Origin of the sequence: Micromonospora sediminimaris, assembly GCF_016863575.1 — a bacterium.
Classification (GTDB): domain Bacteria; phylum Actinomycetota; class Actinomycetes; order Mycobacteriales; family Micromonosporaceae; genus Micromonospora; species Micromonospora sediminimaris.
On sequence record NZ_BOPD01000012.1, the window covers coordinates 177959 to 198155 of the forward strand.

The following is a 20197-nucleotide window of genomic DNA, read 5'->3' on the forward strand; positions in this document are numbered from 1 at the left end:
CTGCGGGGCTCGCAAGCTCACTCCTCGTCCGAGCAGTACCCTTGTCTGTCGTGACCGCTGCCGACTTCGCCGAACAGCTCAAGGAACTCGACGCCACCCTGCGCAACATCGAGGCGGTGCTCGACCTCGACCGTCTCCGCGCGGACAAGGCCCGCCTGGAGCAGGAGGCGTCCGCCCCGGATCTCTGGGACGACCAGGCCCGCGCCCAACAGGTGACCTCGCAGCTGTCGTACGTCAACGGCGAGATCGACAAGCTCGGCAGCCTGCGCTCGCGGCTGGACGACGCGCACGTGCTGCTGGAACTGGCCGAGGCGGAGTCCGACTCGGGGGTGCTCACCGAGGTCGAGACCGAGATCGCCGGGTTGACCAAGGCCATCCAGGAGATGGAGGTCCGCACGCTCCTGTCCGGCGAGTACGACTCCCGGGAGGCGCTGGTGGCCATCCGGGCCGGTGCCGGCGGCGTGGACGCGGCCGACTTCGCCGAGATGCTGCTGCGGATGTACCTGCGCTGGGCGGAGCGGCACGGCTACCCGACCGAGGTCTACGAGACCTCGTACGCCGAGGAGGCCGGCCTGAAGTCGGCCACCTTCACGGTCAAGGTCCCGTACGCGTACGGCACGCTCAGCGTGGAATCCGGCACCCACCGGCTGGTGCGGATCAGCCCGTTCGACAACCAGGGGCGGCGGCAGACCAGCTTCGCCGGGGTCGAGGTGCTGCCGGTGGTGGAGCAGACCGACCACATCGACATCCCCGAGAACGAGATGCGGGTCGACGTCTACCGCTCCTCGGGCCCGGGCGGGCAGAGCGTCAACACCACCGACTCGGCGGTACGGATCACCCACATTCCGACCGGCATCGTGGTGACCTGCCAGAACGAGAAGTCGCAGTTGCAGAACAAGGCCTCCGCGCTGCGGGTGCTCCAGGCCCGGCTGCTGGAGCGCAAGCGCCAGGAGGAGCAGGCCAAGCTCCAGGGGCTCAAGACGGACGCCGCCGGGTCCTGGGGCGACCAGATGCGTTCGTACGTGCTGCACCCCTATCAGATGGTGAAGGATCTGCGGACCGAGCAGGAGACCGGCAACCCGTCGTCCGTCTTCGACGGTGACCTGGACTCCTTCATCGAGGCGGGCATCCGGTGGCGCAAGCAGCAGCAACTGGCCGGCGACCGTGCGTGATCGATCGTGGGCGGAGTGCGCCGTCGATCTCCACCTGACGTGCTGATTTGATGACTTGCCGCGCAACGGCGGGGCGTGGGACTTGGCACGACAGTTACACGGCGTAGACTCACCACCCGTGATTCAGCTTGAGCAAGTGACGAAGACGTACCCGAAGGCGTCGCGGCCTTCGCTCGACAACGTGTCCGTGTCGATCGACAAGGGCGAGTTCGTCTTCTTCATCGGCCCATCCGGCTCCGGCAAGTCGACAATCGTCAAGATGCTGCTGCACGAGGTGGTCCCCAACAAGGGACGCGTCGTCGTCAACGGCAAGGACGTCACGTCGATGCGGTCCTGGAAGCGCCCGCACTTCCGCCGCTCGATCGGCTGTGTCTTCCAGGACTTCCGGCTGCTGCCCAACCGCACCGCGTACGAGAACGTGGCCTTCGCGCTGGAGGTGATCGGCAAGACCAAGGCGGTGGCCCGCCGGGTCGTGCCGGAGGTGCTGGAACTGGTCGGCCTCGGTGGCAAGGAGCACCGCTACCCGCACGAGCTCTCCGGTGGTGAGCAGCAGCGCGTCGCGGTGGCCCGGGCGTTCGTGAACCGTCCGCTGATCCTGCTGGCGGACGAGCCGACCGGAAACCTGGACCCGGACACCTCCATCGAGATCATGCGCCTGCTGGACCGGATCAACCGCACCGGCACCACCGTCGTGATGGTCACGCACGACTCCAACATCGTGAACCAGATGCGCCGCCGCGTCATCGAGATCGAGAGCGGCCGTATCGTTCGCGACCAGGCCCGCGGCGTCTACGGGTGACGGTACCTACCCATCGCACCCCGATCTGACGACGAACACCTCACGCCGGAGAGCCGGAGGAAATCCCGATGCGGATGAAATACGTCATGTCCGAGGTACTGGTCGGACTGTGGCGCAACGTGACCATGACCATCGCGATGATCATCACGATGGCGGTCTCGCTGACCATGCTCGGTGCCAGCGGCCTGATCTACACCAAGGTCGCCGACATGAAGCAGCTGTACTTCGAGAACATCGAGGTCTCGATCTTCCTGGACGCCGAGGTGACGGACGAGCAGCGCAGCGCGCTCGCCACGCAGTTGGAGTCCGATCCGCTGGTCTCGCAGGTCACGTACGTCAACAAGGACGAGGCCTTCCAGCGCTTCCAGGAGATGTTCCGGGACTCGCCGGACCTGCTCAGCGCGGTCAAGGCGGACCAGCTGCCGGAGTCGTACCGGCTCAAGCTGGTGAACCCGGAGGAGTACAAGACCATCTCCGACCAGTACACCTCGGTCGAGGGGGTCGACCAGGTCGTCGACCAGAGTCAGGTGCTCGACAAGATCTTCAACCTCTTCACCGCCGGGCAGAACATCGCGCTGGTCGCCGCGGTCGCGATGGCGATCGCCGCGCTGCTGCTGGTCGCCAACACCATCCAGGTCGCCGCGTACAGCAAGCGGCGTGAGGTCGCGGTCATGAAGCTGGTCGGCGCGTCGAACTGGTTCATCCAGGCGCCGTTCGTGCTGGAGGCGGTGGTCGCCGGCCTGATCGGCTCGATCCTGGGCCTCGGCGCGCTGATCGCGCTCAAGATATTCCTCTTCGACGGTGCGCTCAGCGCCCTACAGGGTCTCTTCGCGCCGGTCAGTTGGGGCGAGGTGTTCCTGACCTTCCCGGTGATGGCCGGCGTCGGCGGTCTGATCAGCGCGGTCACCGCCTGGGTCACGCTCCGCTTCTACCTGCGGGTCTAGCTCGTCGGGCAGGGGCCCTTCCACGCCGGAATAAACGGCGCGGAAGGGCCCTTGTCGTTCGGGTAGCATGATCTCCGCTCGGCGGCCGGCCAGGTCCGCCACGGGCGGCAAGGAAAGGAGGTGGCGCGGCGATGCCACGGGAAAAGGGGCGCAAGGTCGTCGCCTCCAACAAGAAGGCGCGTCACGACTACGCCATCCTCGACACGTACGAGGCGGGCATGGCGCTGACCGGCACCGAAGTGAAGTCGCTGCGGGCCGGGCGGGCCTCGCTCGTCGACGCGTTCGCGCAGGAGCGGGACGGCGAACTCTACCTGCACAGCATGCACATCCCCGAGTACGTGCAGGGCACCTGGACCAACCATGAGCCCCGGCGTACCCGGAAACTGCTGCTCAAGCGGCTGGAGATCGACCGGCTGATCGGCAAGCTCCGGGAGAGCGGGCTGACCCTGGTGCCGCTCCAGGTCTACTTCTCCGACGGCTGGGCCAAGGTGGAAATCGGCCTCGCCAAGGGTAAGAAGGCGTACGACAAGCGTCAGGACCTCGCCAAGCGGGACGCCGACCGGGAGATTCAACGGGCGGTGGGTCGGCGAGGTAAGGGGATGAACGACTGATTTATCCCAGATCGTCCCATCCGGCGCGTCGCTCCGGGCTCGGGATGAATCCGATTGCGGCAGGCGTTAGTCTTGTCAGAGCCGCCGGAGATCGGTGGCCTGCCGAGGGGGTGACTGGTTTCGACTTCGTACGTTGCGGCAGGGGAAGCGAGCCGAGGAAGCCGACGTCGTCTCGAGAATCGTTCGTCGGAAACCAATAAGCGCCAAGAACAATCGCGCTGACTTCGCTCTCGCCGCCTGAGGCGAGTAGCAAGTCTGTCGGCCTGGGAGCGCCTTCGACCCAGTTAGCCGGCATCAGCTAGAAGGCTGGCCAACCGGACCCGGTCGCGGGGTCCGTGCGGCGAGATCAATCAGCGACTGGGCCCGTCACACCGACTCGCTCGCGTGATCGGAGGGGCCGAGTAGAGGCACAGCGAGCTGCGCTCGGAGAAGCCCTGACAAGGCGGCGAAGGACCCGGGTTCGATTCCCGGCACCTCCACCACCTGACTGCGCGCCCCGGTCACTCGACCGGGGCGCGCAGTCGTTGTGCCCGACCTGGGAACCAGCCGGGGGACAACGCCGTCAAATCGGTATGCGTCGTGTTCTCGCCCTGTTGGGTCTGCCACTGCTGATGATGGCCGGTTGTGCCGAGGCGGGCACCGAGCCGACCGGCCCGGGTCTACCGACCGACCATCACGAGGTGTTCGAGCAGCGCGCCACGGCGGTCGCGCAGGCATGGCGCCCGAGCGCGGCGTGGAGCACCGGCTACGTGCCGCTTCAGGAGCCCACGGTGCTCGTCGGCGACCCTGAATTCACCGACGAGACCAAGCTCGCCTTCAATGCCGGCTGGTACCGGGAACAGGTGCCGTTGCCACCCCGGCGGCCAGCCGACGGCACCATCCGCTTCCCCGATGACGAACTGCGGGTACCACTGATCACCGCGGCCGACGCGTACCGGCAGCTCGACCAGGGCGACCCGCCGCCCTGCGCCGGGCGGCCGAAGGACCCGGGTACGCCGCCTCCGGCCAACCCGCCGGACGGGCCGGACGCCCCGGTGAGCAGCGAGCCGCAGGCCGCCTGCATCCCACTCACCGTCACCAACGTCGAACTGGGTTCCGCGCCGGTGCACACCAGCCGGGGTGAGGCGCAGGTGCCAGCGTGGCTGTTCACCGTCGAGGAGATCGACGCCGTGGTGGCCCGGGTCGCGGTCGCACCCGAGGCCGTCGGTGCGCTGCCCGAGCCGGTAGCGCCGTCCGCGCCCGCGCCGCAGGACCTGGTCAGCGCGCAGGACATCGAATCGGTCGACGGTACGACGCTGAACTTCCGGCTCGGTGTCGGTAGCTGCGACACCGGGATCACCCCGCTGGTGCAGGAACACGATCACGTGGTCGTGGTCGGCGGCACGGTGGTGCGGAGCACCGGCGTCTGCGACGACATGCTCAGGCTGGAACCGGTCGCGGTGACGCTGCGAGCGCCACTGGGCGCCCGTCCGGTCCTCGACGTGGTCAGCGCGACGCCGCTGCGCTTCGCCGCTGGCTGACCGTGCCGGCCGACGCCGTCCGGTCCCGGGACGGCGTCGGCTTACGCTGTCTCGTCTCTCACCCGGGTTCAGAGGATCGGCGGCACGTCGGTGCGGATCGGCACCGGCAGCACCGTCGGCCCGTCGGCCCGGAGCGCGATGGCCAGCGCCTCGCCGAGCTGATCGGGACTGTCGACCACGGTGGTGGCGCACCCGTAACCGCGGGCTATCGCCGTGACGTCGATGCCGGGCAGATCCAGCCCGGGTACCCCCGGCGTCTGCTTGAGTTCGGCGAACGCCTTGAGGATCGCGTACTGCTGGTTGACCGGTACGACTACCACCAGCGGCAACCGCAACTGGCTGGCGGTCCAGAGCGCCTGGACCGAGTAGTGGAACGAGCCGTCGCCGATCACCGCGATCACCGGCCGGTGCCGGCCGGTGTCCCGCTGCGCCAAGGCGATGCCGACGGCCGCCGGCAGGCCGTAGCCGAGACCTCCGCTGGCCATCGTGAAGTACGACCCGGGGGTGTCGAACCGCAGCCGGCGACGCAACGCCGACAGGTTGGACGGAGACTCCTGCACCAGCACGCCGTCCGTAGGCCAGTGCCGGGCCAGTGCGGCGAAGAGTGCGTCGGCGCTGAGCGGAACCGAATCCTCCACCGGCGACGGTGCTGCCCGGGCGGGCGGTGGCGGCCGGTCCGCCGGTGGCATGAGCTCGGTCAGCGCGGCCAGGGTGAGGCCGGCATCGCCGAGGAGGCTGTCGCCGATCGGTGCCCGGGCCGCCTCCTCGGGATCGTCGGTGACGTGCAGCAGCCGGGCACCGTCCGGCAAGGTCTCACCGGGCACGTGCGGGTAGTACCGGAACACCGGGGCACCGACCACCAGTACGGTGTCGTGCCCCCGGAGCTGCTCGGCCAACGGGCCGATCGCGAAGGGCAGCACCCCCTGGAAATGCGGATGGTTCTCGGGAAAGGCGGTCCGCTCGGGTGCGGGCGCCGACCAGACCGGGGCGACCAGCCGCTCCGCGAGCGCAACCCCGGCCGCCCAGGCGCCGGCCCGGTCCACGGCGGCCCCGAACACCAGGGCCGGTGATCGGCTCGTCGCCAGTGCCGCGGCGAATTCGCGCAGCCGCTCCGGGTCGGGAGCGAACCGGGTGGCCACCGTGCGGGCCTGCGGAGGCGGATCGGCGGGCTGTGCCCAGTCGTCCAGCGGAAGCGAGAGGAAGACGGGCCCGGTCGGCGGCTGGATCGCGGTCGCGTACGCCCGCATGAGCGCCGCCGGGACGTCCTGGGCCCGGACCGGCTCGTGGGCCCACTTGACGTAGGGCTGGGGAAGCTCGGTGGGATGGCGGGCGGTGAGTCGGGGTTCGAGCAGCAGCATCTCCCGGGTCTGCTGGCCGGCGGTGACGATCAGTGGGGTCCGGTTGTGCCAGGCGGTGACGATGTTGCCCATGGCATTGCCGGTGCCCGGTGCCGTGTGCAGGTTGACGTGCGCCGGCGCCCCGGTGACCTGCGCGTACCCGTCGGCCATGCCCACCGCCGACGCCTCGTGCAGCGCGAGCACGTAGTGGAAGTCGTCGGGAAAGGCGTGCAGGAACGGCTCCTCGGTGGAGCCGGGGTTGCCGAAGACGGTGGTCATGCCCAGGGCCCGGAGCAGGTCGTAGGTGGTGTCGCGGACCGTTGCCATCGCTTCTGAATGTATCGGGGCAACTCGGGAGTAAAGAGCGTTTCGCCGCTGCTGCGACGTCAGCTTCCTGGCGGCGCCGGCTGTCGTCGCGCCGGTGGTGACGGGTCGCCCGGCCCAGCCGACCGTCTGTCGATCACCCGACTGTCAGACCTTCGCCTGGATCGGGGGCGCAAGCTATGGTGCCAGGCATGGCGATGACAGCGCAGATGTCACCGGTTGGTCCCACCGTCGACGAGTGTCACCGGTTCCGCCTTTCCGTGCACGACTGACGGGTGCGTGTGATGCAGGGAGAGGGGCAGGCGATCGGCGGGCGGGCGACGGAGTCGATGACCGGGAAGCTGCTGGTGGCGACACCGGCGCTGAAAGACCCGAACTTCGACCGTACCGTCGTGCTGCTGGTCGCGCACGAGCCCGGCGGCGCGCTCGGTGTGGTGCTCAACCGGGCCACCGAGGTACCGGTGGCCGACGTGCTGCGCGACTGGGGTGACCTGGCGCGCCACCCGGCGGTGCTGTTCGAGGGCGGCCCCGTGCAGCCCGACTCCGCGATCTGCCTGGCCCGCATGCGGCCGCCGGTGCGCCGCCTCAAGGGCTTCCACCAGGTCTCCGGCGCGGTGGGCACGCTCGACCTGTCGGTCGACCCGCAGCGGCTACGGGAGAACGTGCAGAGCATCCGGGTCTTCGCCGGGTACGCGGGCTGGGGCACTGGCCAACTGGAACAGGAGATCGAGGACGGGTCCTGGTTCGTGCTGGACGCGCTGCCCGGTGACGCGTTCGTCGACAGACCTGATGATCTGTGGCCGATGGTGCTGCGCCGACAGGGCGGCATGATGGCTGCGGTCGCGCACTTCCCGCCGGACGTGGCGCTGAACTGACCGGCCGTTGCGGGCACCCCCGCGAGATGACCATGCCGGCGGGCGTGTGTATAGTTCTCCCAGTGCCCGGGCGACCGGGTGCGACAGCAAGGGGCCGTGGCGCAGCTGGTAGCGCACCACACTGGCAGTGTGGGGGTCAGGGGTTCGAGTCCCCTCGGCTCCACTCTTGTTTACGCAGGTTAATCGGCATTGGTCATCGACCAGTGCCGATTTTCTGATCATCGTGCTCACACGATCGCCCCACACTACTGCTCGATGATGGGCGGCAGGTCGTGCCTGGCAACGACCTTCAGCAGGCATTTCGCTGTGATCTTGGCGGCCGGCGCGATCGAGGTGAAGTGTGGGGCGTCCGAAACGGTGTGGGCCGGTGGTGCCGCGCCGTGCCGAGTTGCACGACGGGGCCGACGATGCGCTCGATGTGGAGCGCGCCCGCACCGAGGCGTGGATCAGCGCGTTTCACCTGGCCGAGGAGCGTAAGCGTCTCGGGCTGGCCCAGCGGCAGGTTGCCGAGCTGACGGGGGTCACGCCCGGCCGGGTCAGTCAGATCGAGAACGGCGATCTGGAGGCCAATGAGGTCGCGAGCCTGAGCCGGTACGCGCGAGCACTGGGCGCCGGCATCCACCGTCGCGGGAAATGACCGGCCCGACGGCGTAGGGTGGGCGTAACGGCCGCCCTGGTCCCTGGTGGTGCCCCAGCCGCAGGCGCACCACCAGGAGCATCGGATGCCTGTTTCCCCTGTACTGGCCGCCCCCGGTCCAGAGTCCTTTGACGACCTCGTCAAGCGGGTCGCCGACCGTGACCGGGCCGCCTTCGGTCGCCTCTACCGCCGTCTCGTCCGCGTTGTCTTCATCCAGGTGGGTGAGATTGTCGGCCGCCCGGCGGTCGCCGTCGCGGTGACCCGGGCCGTGTTCGTCGAGGTGTGGCAGCTTGCGCCGCAGTGCGTCGAAGGTCAGGTCGATGGTCTCGCGTGGGTGACGGCCATCGCCGATCGCCGGGCAGCGGAACGGCTTCGCGAGATCGATGGCGGCACCTAGCCCTTCGGCCTGGGATACGACAAGTTCGTCGGTCGCGAACTGATCGCCGCATTGGACGGTGAGCCGCCGGCACTGCTCGGCACGTCGGCGTCACCCACTACCGGCTGACCCTCGGCCGACGGCGGCGTCCGCCCGGGACCGGCACCACCAGCTAGTCGGCCTGGACGTCGCGGCCTGTGCTGGCGAACGGCGGTGCGGGGATCGTGGTGGCTGGTCGCGTGGTGATGGACAGGGCTCATTCGTCCCGATTCTCGGGGCGCGGCGACAGTGGGACGCTGGCGATGCCGGTTGTCGGTGGGGAAGTCGGGTCGGGCCCGGGCCGTCCGCCCGGCTGTGGGACGGGACGGCGGTCGAGCATCCTGAGCTGCACGATCCGGGCGGTGCCGGGCAGGGCGACGAGCAGGACCCCGAAGACGGCGGCCAGCAGCAGCGCCACCCCCATCGGCAGGGTGCCGTGTGCGCCGAGGAACGACACCTCGGCACGTTGTCCGTTCTGGAGTACGAAGATCAGGAGCAGCAGGAGCACGAACGCGAACACCACGGCAGCGACCCACACGCCTCCGATCCGTGAGCGCTTCACCGACGGCCGCCTGGGCATCGCACGAGGAGCATCGGTGCCGCCGCGGCCGTCTGGCGGAAAGAATCGAACATGATTGTTCCGGGGTGCGGTCATCACGAACCGCCGCCTTTCGATGAAATAGGGCGCGCCTGGATGAGGGTGGGCCTGCGGCGGGCTGTCGCGGTCCGGCGTGCCGGTGCTAGGGAGATGCCTGGCCAGGAATGCGACGGAGATCCGGCGACCTGACCGGCGGATGTGGTGTGGCGGGTGGCCAACACGGTGACCTCGATCGGTGGGGTGCGTCCGCCAGCGGCGAACTGTCAGCCACCGGGGTCCCGAGCGACACCGCAAGCGTACGCCTCCGCGACCGGATCGGCAGCCGCTGGCGCCGGCGCGGTCGGTGGGCCGCCGGTCGCGCGGTGGCGTCACGCGGGAGTACGGTGTGACCGTCGCCCGAGACTTCGGCGCCGTACGGCAGCGCGTCCGTTCGACTGATCCGGGTCGGAGTCAGCAGTGGACAGGAACAACCCGGGGCGTGGCGATCCGATGACCGCCGATCGCCGACGGCGGCTGTGGGCCGTTGTCGTCGATGCCGCCCGGGGTGGCGCCGTCGCGGTCGATCATGTCTGCGCGGCGGCGGTATCGGTCGCCGGTGTCGATTCGGGGGCTGTCGCGGTGATCCTCGACGCCACGCCGCGCGAACTGGTGTGTGCCACGGACCGGACGGCGTTGGAGCTGGAAGACCTGACCCTGACCCTCGGTGAGGGGCCGTGCGTGGACGCGACCACCGGTGGACCTGTCCTGGTCGGCGATCTGACCGTGCCGGAGTGCCGGAACCGCTGGCCGGTGTTCGCGCCAGCCGCGGTGCTCGCCGGAACCGGCGCGGTGTTCGCGTTGCCGTTACGGGTGGGCGGGATCCGCCTCGGTGTCCTGGACCTCTACCGGGCCTGCGCCGGTGACCTCGGGGCGGAGCAACTGGCCGACGCGCTGGTCCTGGCCGACACGGCATGCGCGGTGCTGCTGGACGACGCGACGCGCCACGGGGCGGACCGGGACGATCAGTGGCCCGAGCGGACCGGCCTGCACCACCCCGAGGTGCACCAGGCAACCGGAATGATCACGGTCCAGTTGGGAGTTTCCGCGGCGGTGGCGCTCATCCGGTTGCGCGCTTACGCGTACGCCCAGGACCGGCGCCTGCGGGATGTGGCAGCGGACGTCGTCGCCCGGCGCCTGCGTCTCGGACCGGCCGGGACAGCTGATGACCGACATGGGTGAACAAGCGATCGGCGCCGGGTCGGCGCGTTACGGACCACCGTCGGGCGACCGGCGGTACCACTGATTGACGAGGTGACTGACATGGCCGAGACCCCGCTGGCCGACGTTTTCGTGGAGATGGCCGACACTCTCATCGACGACTTTGACGTGATCGAGTTCCTGCACGTGCTGACCGAGAGATGTGTCGAGCTGCTGGGTGTGTCGGCGGCCGGGCTGCTCCTGACCGATCAACGCGACACGCTGCAGGTGGTAGCCGCCTCCTCCGAACGCACCCGACTGCTGGAGCTGTTCCAGCTCCAGACCGACCAGGGGCCCTGCCTCGACTGCTTCCATACCGGGCAACCGGTGTCGGTCGCTGACCTGACCCTGACCACTGCCCGATGGCCGAGGTTCACCGCCGCCGCGGCCGAGGTCGGCTTCGCCGCGGTGCATGCCCTGCCCATGCGCCTGCGCTCCGAGGTGATCGGCGCGCTGAACCTCTTCGACGTCCAGCCAGGGGCCATCGACGGGGACAAGCTCCGCATCGGTCAGGCGCTCGCCGACGTGGCCACCATCGGACTGCTGCAACACCGCGCCATCCATCAGCGCGACATCCTCACCGAACAGCTGCAGACCGCCCTGAACAGCCGGGTCCTGATCGAGCAGGCCAAGGGGATCCTTGCCGAACGCCTACAGGTGGACGTGGGCCAAGCCTTCGCGATACTGCGCGACGGCGCCCGCAGCCGCAACCGGCGACTGTCCGAACTGTCCCAGGCGATCGTCGACGGCTCCGAGCAGTTCGCGTCGGTACCGGTCACCAACCGGCCCGGCTGACGACCAGCGCCACCGCCGAGTCGGTTCCCGAAGGCTTCAGGGGTGTCGGTCGGGGAGATGAAGGCGTACGGTGGCGGTGTCGCCCGGGTCCCCGGTGGCCGCCAGTCTCGCCGCCACCAGCCCGTTAGGGGCGTAGAACAATGGTCACCACCATCGTGACACCCACGGCTGTTTTGTTTCCTCCGACGCTGAGCCCGGCCACGGGGGCCAGCGAACAAATGTTGCGTCTACGTGCAGCCCTGAACGTCGACGATCCCGAGCGTGCCCGGCTGCGAACCCGGATCATCGAGGCGAACCTGCCGATGGCCGGTCGACTGGCCCGCCGCTACGCCGGCCGCGGAGAGTCCTACGAGGACCTAGCTCAGGTTGGTGCGCTCGGCCTGATCAAAGCCGTCGATGGGTACGACGCCAACCGGGGCGTGCCGTTCGCCAGCTACGCCATCCCGACCATCCTCGGCAGCATCCGACGGCACTTCCGCGATTCGGCCTGGACGATCCGGGTGCCGCGAGCGGCGCAGGAACTGGGCGCCCGGGTGCCCGAGGCCCGGGGCAAGCTCGGGCAGCAGCACCGTCGCGAACCGACTGACGGAGAACTCGCCGACCACCTGGAGGTGACCGTCGCCCAGCTCATGGCCGCCGTCGCCGCCTCCGATGTCTACCGGCCGCGGTCGTTGAACGAGCCACGGCCCGGGGGCAACGGCATCGAGCGGCACGCGCACATCGGCACCGCCGATCCGGGATACGCGGCGGTGGACGACCACCTCACCCTCCGACTGCTCCTCGCGGCGCTTCCGCCACGTGAGCGTCGGATCCTGACCATGCGGTTCTACGGCGACCTGACCCAGGCGCAGATCGCCACCCGGGTCGGGCTGTCCCAGATGCACGTCTCCCGGCTGCTGAAACGCTCGCTGACCCAACTGAGAGCCGGGATGCTCCGCTGACCTGTAGTCGACCGGGACCAGCCCGTTTCGCAGTGGCCGGTAGCACGACTCTTCCGGACGGCCTTACCAGGGAGCATCCGATGAACATCGCCAGGCAGAAGACGTATTCTTCGCCAACGCGGCCAGCAGGTCAGGGCCGACCGGGTCGAGCGCGAGCTACCGGAGCGGGTGGACCCCGAAGAGCACGCTGGGCTGCTCGCCATCCTGCAGCTGGATCCGGCCGATCTCGCGGACGAGCCGTCCCCGTGAGGCGCGCTCCGCTCGGACCCTTCGCCAGGCCCACACCTCCTACCGCAGCGCCCCCGTGCTCCGGCGCTATTGAACCAATCCGCTGCGACGGGTTGGTCGAATGACGAAAATTAGAGGTGAAGAGGCGTCGGAGCCGGCCGCCTCGGGCTCGGCCACGGAGGAAGCGTGCGGCCTGGTGCGGCGTGCCCGCCGGAGCCCGGTCCTGCGGCGGATGCCTCAACAGCTCATGGCCCGTCTGACCGGATGGTCGAGCCGCCGGTGGGACAGGCAGACGGAGAAGGACCAGCGGGAGCAGCCATCATGAGCGATACCAGCCTCGGCACCGACGGTCAGCGGGGCAGCGACTACGCGAATTTGTCCCGGCTGGTCCGAGCGGCGGGTCTGCTCGGGCGACGGCGGGGCTACTACGCAGTGCGGATCGGCCTCGTCGTCGGTTCCTTCGCCGGATTGTGCGCCTTGTTCGTCCGATTGGGTGAATCGTGGTGGCAGCTCGGCATCGCGGTGGCTCTGGCGGTGGTCTTCGCGCAGGCCGGGTTCATCGGCCACGATGCGGGGCACCGGCAGATCGCCAGCTCGCGGCGCGGGAACGACCTGATCGGCATCGTGCACGGCAACCTCCTGACCGGGCTCAGCTACGGCTGGTGGGTGGACAAGCACAATCGGCACCACGCACACCCCAACACCGAGGGCAAGGACCCCGACATCACCGTGGCGCCCCTGGCCTTCACCGCCGACCAGGCCCACCATCAACGTGGACTCCGTGCGCTGCTCGTGCGCTACCAGGCATATCTGTTCTTCCCGTTGCTTCTGTTGGAAGGCCTGCACCTGCACCTCAACAGCGTGAAGGCGGTCCTCGGTCCGCGCCGCATCGCCCGCCGACCCGTCGAAGCCGGACTGCTGGCCCTGCACCTGGGCGGCTACCTGACTGCCGTGTTCCTGGTCCTGAACCCGGTACAGGCGGTCGCGTTCATCCTCGTCAACCAGGGCGTGCTCGGCCTCTATCTCGGCTGCTCCTTTGCCCCGAACCACAAGGGCATGCCCATCCTCGACGCCGACGACAACCTCGACTACCTCCGGCGGCAGGTTCTCACCTCCCGCAACGTCCGCGGCGGGCGGTTCCTCGACATCATGCTCGGCGGCCTGAACTACCAGATCGAACACCATCTGTTTCCGAGCATGCCGTGCCCCAACCTGCGCCGCGCCCAACCCTTGATCAGGCGGTTCTGCGCCGAGCACGACATCGACTACAGCGAAACCACCCTTGGCCGCTCCTGGGCCGAGGTACTGCGCCACCTGAACGAGATCGGATCTCCCGCACCTCCGGTCGCCACGCGTTGAGCTGCCGTGCGACCCGGGCGGGAGCTGAGGCGCCCTCCTGAGCCTGTTTGTCCGGATCGGTAGATCCGACATCTCGGGCGTACCGATCAGCCACTCGGAGAGTATGCTGAGGATGTCGTCCTGGACCCCGGCGGCTCCGGTTCGCGTACTTCGCGCACCACCGTCGAGATGGGGTTCACAATGTCTAGGTTCACCGGCTCCGCCCGCTCCACCAACGTGCAGCCGGGCCCGCAGATCAACGACCGGCCCCGTCCTGTGCCGCGTGTCCGCGCCGGGGGTTCGCTTGTCGCGTTCGCAGCGTCCGCCGTGGTGCTGCTCCTGCTATTGATCTTCATCCTACAGAACGGTCAACGCACGGAGGTGCACTTCTTCGGCGCGCAGGGGCAACTGCAGATGGGAGTCGCGTTGCTGCTCGCTGCGGTGTTCGGTGTGCTGCTGGTGACCGTGCAAGCCACCGTGCGGCGCATCATCCAACTGCGGCTGTTGACCAGCAGGCACCGCACCACCTCCTACACCACCAACACCCGTCCGGACCCCGCCGACACCGACCCGGGCACCGACGTACCGGAGGGGCGGAACTGATGGTCCGCTCTGCCGAGGACCGCATGACGTGGGTCTGCACCGGTGAGCCGCCTACGGCACGCCTGCGGATGACCGACTCGCCGTCCAGCCGCGCGATGCTCGACGGCGGTTGGTGGCCCACCTCACGCGACCCGGTCGTCGAATTGTGCAGCCTGGTCACGGCGCTGACCGCACGGCGTGGTGGCGTGATCGAACGCATCATGCTGCAGCCGGCGGCCTGGGAAAGGCATCCGTGCCGCATCGGCGTCGGCGGCGCCGTGGTGCGAGTGGGCTGGTTCGCCACCCTCGGTGCCGAGTTGGTGATCATCACAGGCCGGCGGGATCTGCGGATCGACCTGGCCGTGATAGCACCCGAGACCACGTACGCCGCGGCGACGGCGGCCATGCTCGCGGCTTCCCGCCCCGCCAACACCACCCGCCCCGCCGACATTCTGTCCGTACCGCCCAGCCCTCGCTCACGACCGTTGGTCCCAGACGCCGACGATGTCGCCGTCTGGGAGACCGAAGGCGGCCATTTTCAACCCGATCGACACCCCACAGCGCCGGCCCGGGCCTGAACGCTCCAATCGGCCGGGTCGGCAGGCGCGGGGTCCGGGATCTCGGTTCGAGATCCCGGACCCCGAAGCCATCACCGACCAGACCGACAGCCGGCCGCCGACTGAAGGTCCGAGGAGCGGAGCAATCGCATGGAGTTCGACGTCACCATCGAGATTCCCAAGGGAACGCGTAACAAATTCGAGATGGATCGCCGAACCGGCCGGATCCGACTGGACCGCACCCTGTTCACCGCTACCCAGTACCCGGCCGACTACGGCTTCATCGAACACACCCTCGGCGAAGACACCGACCCCTTGACGCGCTGGTACTGGTACAGGAACCGACCTTTCCCGGCTGCCTCATCCGATGCCGGGCCATCGGCATGTTCCGCATGCGGGACGAGAAGGGGCCCGACCCGAAGGTGCTATGCGTGCCCACGGCTGACCCCCGCCTCGCGCACCTCGGCGACATCGCGGATCTGGAGCACTTCTACAAGCTGGAGATCCAACACTTCTTCGACGTGTACAAGGACCTCGAACCCGGCAAGAGCGTCGACACCGAACGCGGGATCTGGGCCGGCCGGACCGAAGCCGAGGCGGAGATCAAAGACTCACAGGAACGCGCCCGCCAGTCCACCCCCGCCAGATGACCATTACCACGCCAGGCCGAGCCAGGGAGCATTCGATGAGCATCGCCAGGGACCGGATCGTCAATGTCCTTCGGGCCCGCGGCCAGCAGGTCAGGGCTGACTGGGTCGAGCGGGAACTGCCGGTGCGGGTGGACCTTCATGAGCACGTGGGGCTGCTCGCCACTCTGCGTCTTGATCCGGCCGAGCTTGCCGACGCATCGTCCCCGTGAGGGTTGCCCTGCTCGGTCCGGTCACCTGGCGGACGCCCCCGCACCACTACGGCCCCTGGGAGCAGGTGACCGGCCTGCTCGCCGAAGGACTTGTCACCCGGGGCGTGGACGTGACCCTGTTCGCGACGCTGGACTCCGTCACCTCCGCCACCCTTGACGGTGTGTGCCCCCGTGGGTACGCCGACGACGCGGCCATGGACGGCCGCGTGTGGGAGGCGATGCACGTCTCCCACGCGATGGCCCGCTCCGAGCAGTTCGACCTGGTGCACAGCCACCTCGACTGGCTGCCGCTGGCCTTCGCCGAACACTGCCGCGCGCCGCTGCTCACCACCGTGCACGGCTTCTCCGGTACGGGGATCCTCCCGGCGTACGCCCGGGCCCGCTCGTCCTACGTGTCGATCTCCGACGCCGACCGGAGCGCCGAACTCGACTACGTCGCGACGGTGCACCACGGCGTCGACCTCACCGGACTGCCGTTCACCCGCGACGCCGGCCCCGGACTGGTCGCCTTCGGCCGGATCCACCCCGACAAGGGCATCCACACGGCCATCGAGATCGCCCGTTGCGCCGGCCGCCCGCTGACCATCTGCGGCATCGTGCAGGACGAGCGTTACTTCGCCGAACAGGTGGCCCCGCACATCGACGGCGACCAGGTCGTCTTCCTCGGCTCGGTCGGCCCGAGACGGCGTGCGGAGGTGCTGGGCGCGAGCACCGCCCTGCTGCACCCGATCGCCTTCGACGAGCCGTTCGGACTGTCGGTCGTGGAGTCGATGGTCTGCGGCACGCCGGTCGTCGCGTACGCGCGAGGGTCGATGCCGGAGATCGTCGACGAGGGGGTGACGGGGTTCCTCGTGCACACCATCGAGCAGGCCGTCGACGCGGTCACCCGGGCCGGCGGGCTGGACCGGGCCGGCTGCCGGGCCCGGGCCCGGCAGCGCTTCGGCGTGGACCGGATGGTCACCGACTACCTGTCCGTCTACGACCACCTCACGCATCGACCGCACCGCTGAACCCGGCCACCGCCAACGAATCCGTTCCGCCGGCCACACACGCTGGCCGGCGGACGCCGTCACCGCGTGAGGCCGCCCCTGCAGTCAGGTGGCGGCCGACAAACCGGAAGGCCCGAACCCATGCCCAGCTATGGATTCCTCAGCACGCACCCACCGACGCGGTGCGGACTGGCAACCTTCAACTCCGCCCTCGCCGCCCACCTGACCGCTGACGGCACGCGCGGCGGCATCGTCCGGGTCACCGACCGCAGCGACGACCTGCGGGCCGAATCCGGGGTCGTGCACACCTGGTCGACGCGTGCCCAGGTCGGATGGCGGGACGCCGCCGCCGTCCTGAACACCTTCGACGTGGCCGTCGTGCAACACGAGTACGGCATCTACCCCGGCGTCGACGGCGAGGACGTCCTGCCGCTGCTGCGCCGACTCACCGTGCCGAGCATCGTGGTGCTGCACACCGTGCTCCGCCGGCCCTCGGCCCGGCAGAGGTCGCTGCTGGAGCAGATCGTCACCGCCGCCGGAGCGGTCGTCACGATGACCGACACGGCTCGCAACCGACTGGTCGTCGGCTACACCGTACGCCCAGGCAAGGTCACGGTCATCCCGCACGGCGCCGCCGACCATGTCCGGGTCCCTGCCGACCGCCGTACCCGCCCGCACCTGCTTACCTGGGGACTGCTCGGCCCCGGCAAGGGCGTCGAGTGGGCGTTGCGGGCCCTCGCGCGATTGCAGGATCTCGACCCGACACCCACCTACACCGTCGCGGGCCGGACCCATCCGAAGGTGGCCGCGCGTCAGGGGGAGGCGTACCGGGCGGGACTGCACCGGCTCGGCGCGCAGCTGGGCGTCGCCCATGCCGTGGACTACCAGGACGTATACCGCGACCAACCCACGCTCGCCGGTTTGATCCGCTCCGCTCACGTGGTCGTGCTGCCCTATGACTCCCGGGAACAGGTCACCTCCGGGGTGCTCATCGAGGCGGTGGCCGCCGGGGTACCCGTCGTGGCCACGGCGTTCCCGCACGCCGTCGAGCTGCTCACCGGCGGTCCCGGTCTGGTCGTACCCCATCAGGATCCGGCGGCGCTGGCCGCCGCCATCCGGCGGATCCTCAACGAACCGGGCCTGGCGGCTCGGCTGGCCAGCCGCGCTCGGCCGCTCGCTGCGGACCTGCGTTGGCCGGCGGTGGCGGTCCGGTACGGCACCCTCGCCGAACGGCTCGTCGCCGCCCACCCGCCCGTGGTCAGCGCGGCATCGGCGTGACCACGACCGCCAGCCGCCCCAGCACGCCGGACCGCGGTCCCCGGCGGACCGCGCCCGCGCCGAGCTTCGCGCACCTGATCCGGCTGAGCGACGACACCGGCCTGTTCGAACACGCCCGGCACGCCATCGTCCGCCGCGAGCACGGCTACTGCACCGACGACGTCGCGCGCGGCCTGGTCGTCGCCAGCCGCGAGCCGGAACCGACCGAAGAGGTGCTCCGGCTCGCCGAGCGCTACCTGACCTTCCTGACCCACGCCCAGGACCACGGCGGCGCCTTCCACAACCGGCTCGGTCATGACCGCCGTTGGACCGACGAGCCCGGGCTCGGCGACTGGTGGGGCCGGGCGCTGTGGGGGCTGGGTACCGCCGCTGCCCGCAGTCCCGCCTCGTGGATCCGGGAAGAGGCACTTGTCGCCTTCAGCCGCGGTGCCGCCCGGCGCTCCCCGGCGCCACACGCGATGGCCTTCGCCGGGCTCGGCGCCGTCGAGGTGCTGCGCCGCCACCCGACCCACACCGCTTCGGCCACGCTACTGGCGGATGCGGCCGCTGCGGTCGGCCGCCCCGGATCCGACCCACGGTGGCCCTGGCCGCAGCAAGGGCTCAGCTACGCCAGCGCGGCTCTCGCGGAGGTCGTCATCGCCGCCAGCCAACTGCGGCACGACGGGCCACCCCTCGACGACGGTCTGCGAATGCTGGCCTGGTTGCGCGACATCCAGCTCCGTGACGGGCACCTGTCGGTCGTACCCGCCGGCGGGTGGCGGCGCGGCGCGGCACGGCTGCCCCACGACCAGCAACCGATCGAGGTCGCCGCCTTCGCCGACGCCTGCGCCACCGCCGCCACGGTCACCGGCGACCCCGGCTGGGAGGCCGGAGTACGGCAGGCGGTCGGCTGGTTCCTCGGTGACAACGACGTCGGCATGCGGATGTGGGATCCGTCGACCGGCGGCGGCTACGACGGGCTGACCCCGCACGGACCGAACCTCAACCAGGGCGCCGAATCCACCCTCGCCCTGATCTCCACCCTGCAGCATGCCCGGCGCTGGTCGTGACCGGCACCACGATCCGCCAACCGGATTACCCGTTCTAGGAGTATATCTCGCGATACTGACACGTCCCGATTAATGCCTTTCGGGCTATTTGCCGTTTTGAAGCGATTTTGCGTGGATACACTCCGACCGACGCTTTGGGGGCGCTCGTCGCAAGCGTCAGTACAACTTTCGCATTCTGGAATCTGCCCGCTGGCGGGCTCTTGGTTGGTGGGGGCATCCCGTGTCGAGATCTGCTTGGCTCGCGTATCGCGTGCGCCGTCGTTCTGCTGCAATGTTGATGGCGGGGGCTGTCGCCGCTACGACGATCCTTGTCGGCGTCGTGGGGACACCGGCCTGGGCCCAGTCCCCGGTGCCGTTGGGGGTTGCCGAGACCTACGGGGTGTTGGCCGGTCAGGCGGTCACCGACGTTCCGCCCCCCGTCGGTCCTTCGGTCATCAACGGGGACCTGGGTGTTTGGCCGGGTACGTCGGTCACCGGGGATCCCGTGGTGAACGGCGAAACGCACGTCGGTGACACAGAGGCGATGCAGGCCCAGGCCGATCTGACCACCGCGTACAACTTCGCCGCGGCTGAGCCCACGACCAGTACGGTCGGTGAACTCGGCGGCCAAACCCTGGTCGCCGGGGTGTACACGTCGCCTGCCACCATGTCTCTGACCGGCACCGTCACGCTGGACGGGCAGAACGATCCCAACTCGGTGTTCATCTTTCAGGCAGGATCCGATCTGATCACCGCGGTCGACAGCCGGGTCAGCCTGGTCAACGGCGCTCAGGCGTGCAATGTGTTCTGGCAGGTCAGCAGCTCGGCGACCCTGAACACTCGGACCGTCTTCGTCGGAAGCATCTTGGCGCTGCAGTCGGCGACCCTGGGTGAGGGAGCTACCGTCGCTGGACGGGTGTTGGCCCGCAACGGTGCCGTCACGTTGATTAGCAATACGATCACGCGACCGTTCTGCGCCGCGTCCATCGCGCCACCGACCATCTCGAAGGCTTTCGGGGATGCGACGATCCCGTTGGACGGGACGACGTCGCTGAGTTTCACTCTCAGCAACCCCAACGTGGGTACGGCGTTGACCGGTGTCACCTTCAGCGATGCGCTACCCGCCGGGCTGGA

Annotated in this window: 21 protein-coding genes, 1 tRNA gene, 1 other RNA gene and 1 pseudogene; 22 read left to right on the forward strand and 2 right to left on the reverse strand. The window is 69.3% G+C overall.

All coding sequences use genetic code 11. The annotated features are described in order from the left end of the window. Nucleotides 1–50: 50 nt before the first annotated feature. From prfB to Vse01_RS11195, 6 genes are all read left to right on the forward strand, one after another. Nucleotides 51–1172: a peptide chain release factor 2 gene (gene prfB / locus Vse01_RS11170; protein WP_093406593.1), complete on the forward strand. Its 1122-nt coding sequence runs from the start codon at nt 51–53 to the stop codon at nt 1170–1172. Between the two features lie 118 nt (nt 1173–1290). Next, nucleotides 1291–1971, forward strand: a complete 681-nt coding sequence (gene ftsE, locus Vse01_RS11175) for a cell division ATP-binding protein FtsE (RefSeq protein WP_093406596.1) — start codon at nt 1291–1293, stop codon at nt 1969–1971. Between the two features lie 68 nt (nt 1972–2039). Next, complete coding sequence (ftsX, locus tag Vse01_RS11180) at nt 2040–2915, forward strand: permease-like cell division protein FtsX (RefSeq protein WP_093406598.1); 876 nt, start codon at nt 2040–2042, stop codon at nt 2913–2915. Nucleotides 2916–3046: 131 nt separating this feature from the next. Next, on the forward strand, nt 3047–3526 hold the full coding sequence (gene smpB / locus Vse01_RS11185; protein ID WP_093406601.1) for an SsrA-binding protein SmpB: 480 nt from the start codon (nt 3047–3049) through the stop codon (nt 3524–3526). A gap of 106 nt (nt 3527–3632) precedes the next feature. Beyond that, nucleotides 3633–4008, forward strand: a transfer-messenger RNA (tmRNA) gene (gene ssrA / locus Vse01_RS11190). A gap of 90 nt (nt 4009–4098) precedes the next feature. Next, entirely contained in the window at nt 4099–5046 is a 948-nt protein-coding gene (locus Vse01_RS11195; protein ID WP_093406604.1) for a hypothetical protein, read from the forward strand. 68 nt (nt 5047–5114) lie between these two features. On the opposite strand, the gene mdlC is transcribed toward Vse01_RS11195, so the two are convergent. Next, nucleotides 5115–6710, reverse strand: a complete 1596-nt coding sequence (gene mdlC / locus Vse01_RS11200; protein ID WP_093406606.1) for a benzoylformate decarboxylase — start codon at nt 6708–6710, stop codon at nt 5115–5117. 281 nt (nt 6711–6991) lie between these two features. On the opposite strand from mdlC, the gene Vse01_RS11205 reads away from it, so the two are divergent. The 4 genes from Vse01_RS11205 to Vse01_RS11220 all read left to right on the forward strand — a co-directional run bounded on the left by Vse01_RS11205 (nt 6992) and on the right by Vse01_RS11220 (nt 8616). Continuing rightward, nucleotides 6992–7582, forward strand: coding sequence for a YqgE/AlgH family protein (locus Vse01_RS11205; RefSeq protein WP_093406609.1), 591 nt, complete (start codon nt 6992–6994; stop codon nt 7580–7582). Nucleotides 7583–7672: 90 nt separating this feature from the next. Further along, nucleotides 7673–7745 (forward strand) — tRNA-Ala (locus tag Vse01_RS11210). Nucleotides 7746–7949: 204 nt separating this feature from the next. Next, complete coding sequence (locus tag Vse01_RS11215; RefSeq protein WP_093406612.1) at nt 7950–8219, forward strand: helix-turn-helix domain-containing protein; 270 nt, start codon at nt 7950–7952, stop codon at nt 8217–8219. A gap of 85 nt (nt 8220–8304) precedes the next feature. Beyond that, nucleotides 8305–8616, forward strand: coding sequence for a sigma-70 family RNA polymerase sigma factor (locus tag Vse01_RS11220; protein WP_139233163.1), 312 nt, complete (start codon nt 8305–8307; stop codon nt 8614–8616). A gap of 235 nt (nt 8617–8851) precedes the next feature. Here Vse01_RS11220 and Vse01_RS11225 read toward each other — a convergent pair whose 3' ends face one another. Further along, the gene (locus Vse01_RS11225) at nt 8852–9172 is read right to left on the reverse strand and encodes a LapA family protein (RefSeq protein ID WP_198413188.1); all 321 of its coding nucleotides are present in this window, start codon (nt 9170–9172) and stop codon (nt 8852–8854) included. A 516-nt stretch (nt 9173–9688) separates the two neighbouring features. Here Vse01_RS11225 and Vse01_RS11230 point away from each other — a divergent pair. The 12 genes and pseudogenes from Vse01_RS11230 to Vse01_RS11285 all read left to right on the forward strand — a co-directional run. Beyond that, nucleotides 9689–10450 (forward strand): GAF and ANTAR domain-containing protein, encoded by a 762-nt coding sequence (locus Vse01_RS11230; RefSeq protein WP_198413189.1) that lies wholly within the window; start codon nt 9689–9691, stop codon nt 10448–10450. A gap of 81 nt (nt 10451–10531) precedes the next feature. Next, nucleotides 10532–11263 (forward strand): GAF and ANTAR domain-containing protein, encoded by a 732-nt coding sequence (locus Vse01_RS11235; protein ID WP_093406619.1) that lies wholly within the window; start codon nt 10532–10534, stop codon nt 11261–11263. A 218-nt stretch (nt 11264–11481) separates the two neighbouring features. Next, on the forward strand, nt 11482–12204 hold the full coding sequence (locus Vse01_RS11240) for a SigB/SigF/SigG family RNA polymerase sigma factor (RefSeq protein ID WP_170863484.1): 723 nt from the start codon (nt 11482–11484) through the stop codon (nt 12202–12204). 549 nt (nt 12205–12753) lie between these two features. Then, nucleotides 12754–13791: a fatty acid desaturase family protein gene (locus Vse01_RS11245; RefSeq protein WP_093406625.1), complete on the forward strand. Its 1038-nt coding sequence runs from the start codon at nt 12754–12756 to the stop codon at nt 13789–13791. A 180-nt stretch (nt 13792–13971) separates the two neighbouring features. Beyond that, the gene (locus Vse01_RS11250) at nt 13972–14373 is read left to right on the forward strand and encodes a LapA family protein (protein WP_139233164.1); all 402 of its coding nucleotides are present in this window, start codon (nt 13972–13974) and stop codon (nt 14371–14373) included. A 23-nt stretch (nt 14374–14396) separates the two neighbouring features. After that, a complete protein-coding gene (locus Vse01_RS11255) occupies nt 14397–14930 on the forward strand; it encodes a DUF5994 family protein (protein ID WP_170863485.1) in 534 nt (177 codons plus the stop codon). 129 nt (nt 14931–15059) lie between these two features. Beyond that, nucleotides 15060–15559 (forward strand): annotated as a pseudogene (locus tag Vse01_RS11260) (inorganic diphosphatase). Nucleotides 15560–15594: 35 nt separating this feature from the next. After that, complete coding sequence (locus Vse01_RS11265) at nt 15595–15768, forward strand: hypothetical protein (protein ID WP_170863486.1); 174 nt, start codon at nt 15595–15597, stop codon at nt 15766–15768. After that, the gene (locus Vse01_RS11270) at nt 15765–16778 is read left to right on the forward strand and encodes a glycosyltransferase family 4 protein (RefSeq protein ID WP_093406630.1); all 1014 of its coding nucleotides are present in this window, start codon (nt 15765–15767) and stop codon (nt 16776–16778) included. Before Vse01_RS11265 ends, Vse01_RS11270 begins: the two co-directional genes overlap by 4 nt. 120 nt (nt 16779–16898) lie before the next feature. Further along, nucleotides 16899–18035: a glycosyltransferase gene (locus Vse01_RS11275; protein ID WP_093406633.1), complete on the forward strand. Its 1137-nt coding sequence runs from the start codon at nt 16899–16901 to the stop codon at nt 18033–18035. Continuing rightward, the gene (locus tag Vse01_RS11280; protein ID WP_093406635.1) at nt 18032–19084 is read left to right on the forward strand and encodes a glycosyltransferase; all 1053 of its coding nucleotides are present in this window, start codon (nt 18032–18034) and stop codon (nt 19082–19084) included. Before Vse01_RS11275 ends, Vse01_RS11280 begins: the two co-directional genes overlap by 4 nt. A 220-nt stretch (nt 19085–19304) precedes the next feature. Then, nucleotides 19305–20197: ice-binding family protein (locus Vse01_RS11285; protein WP_204019243.1), on the forward strand; the 893-nt coding region annotated here is incomplete at its 3' end.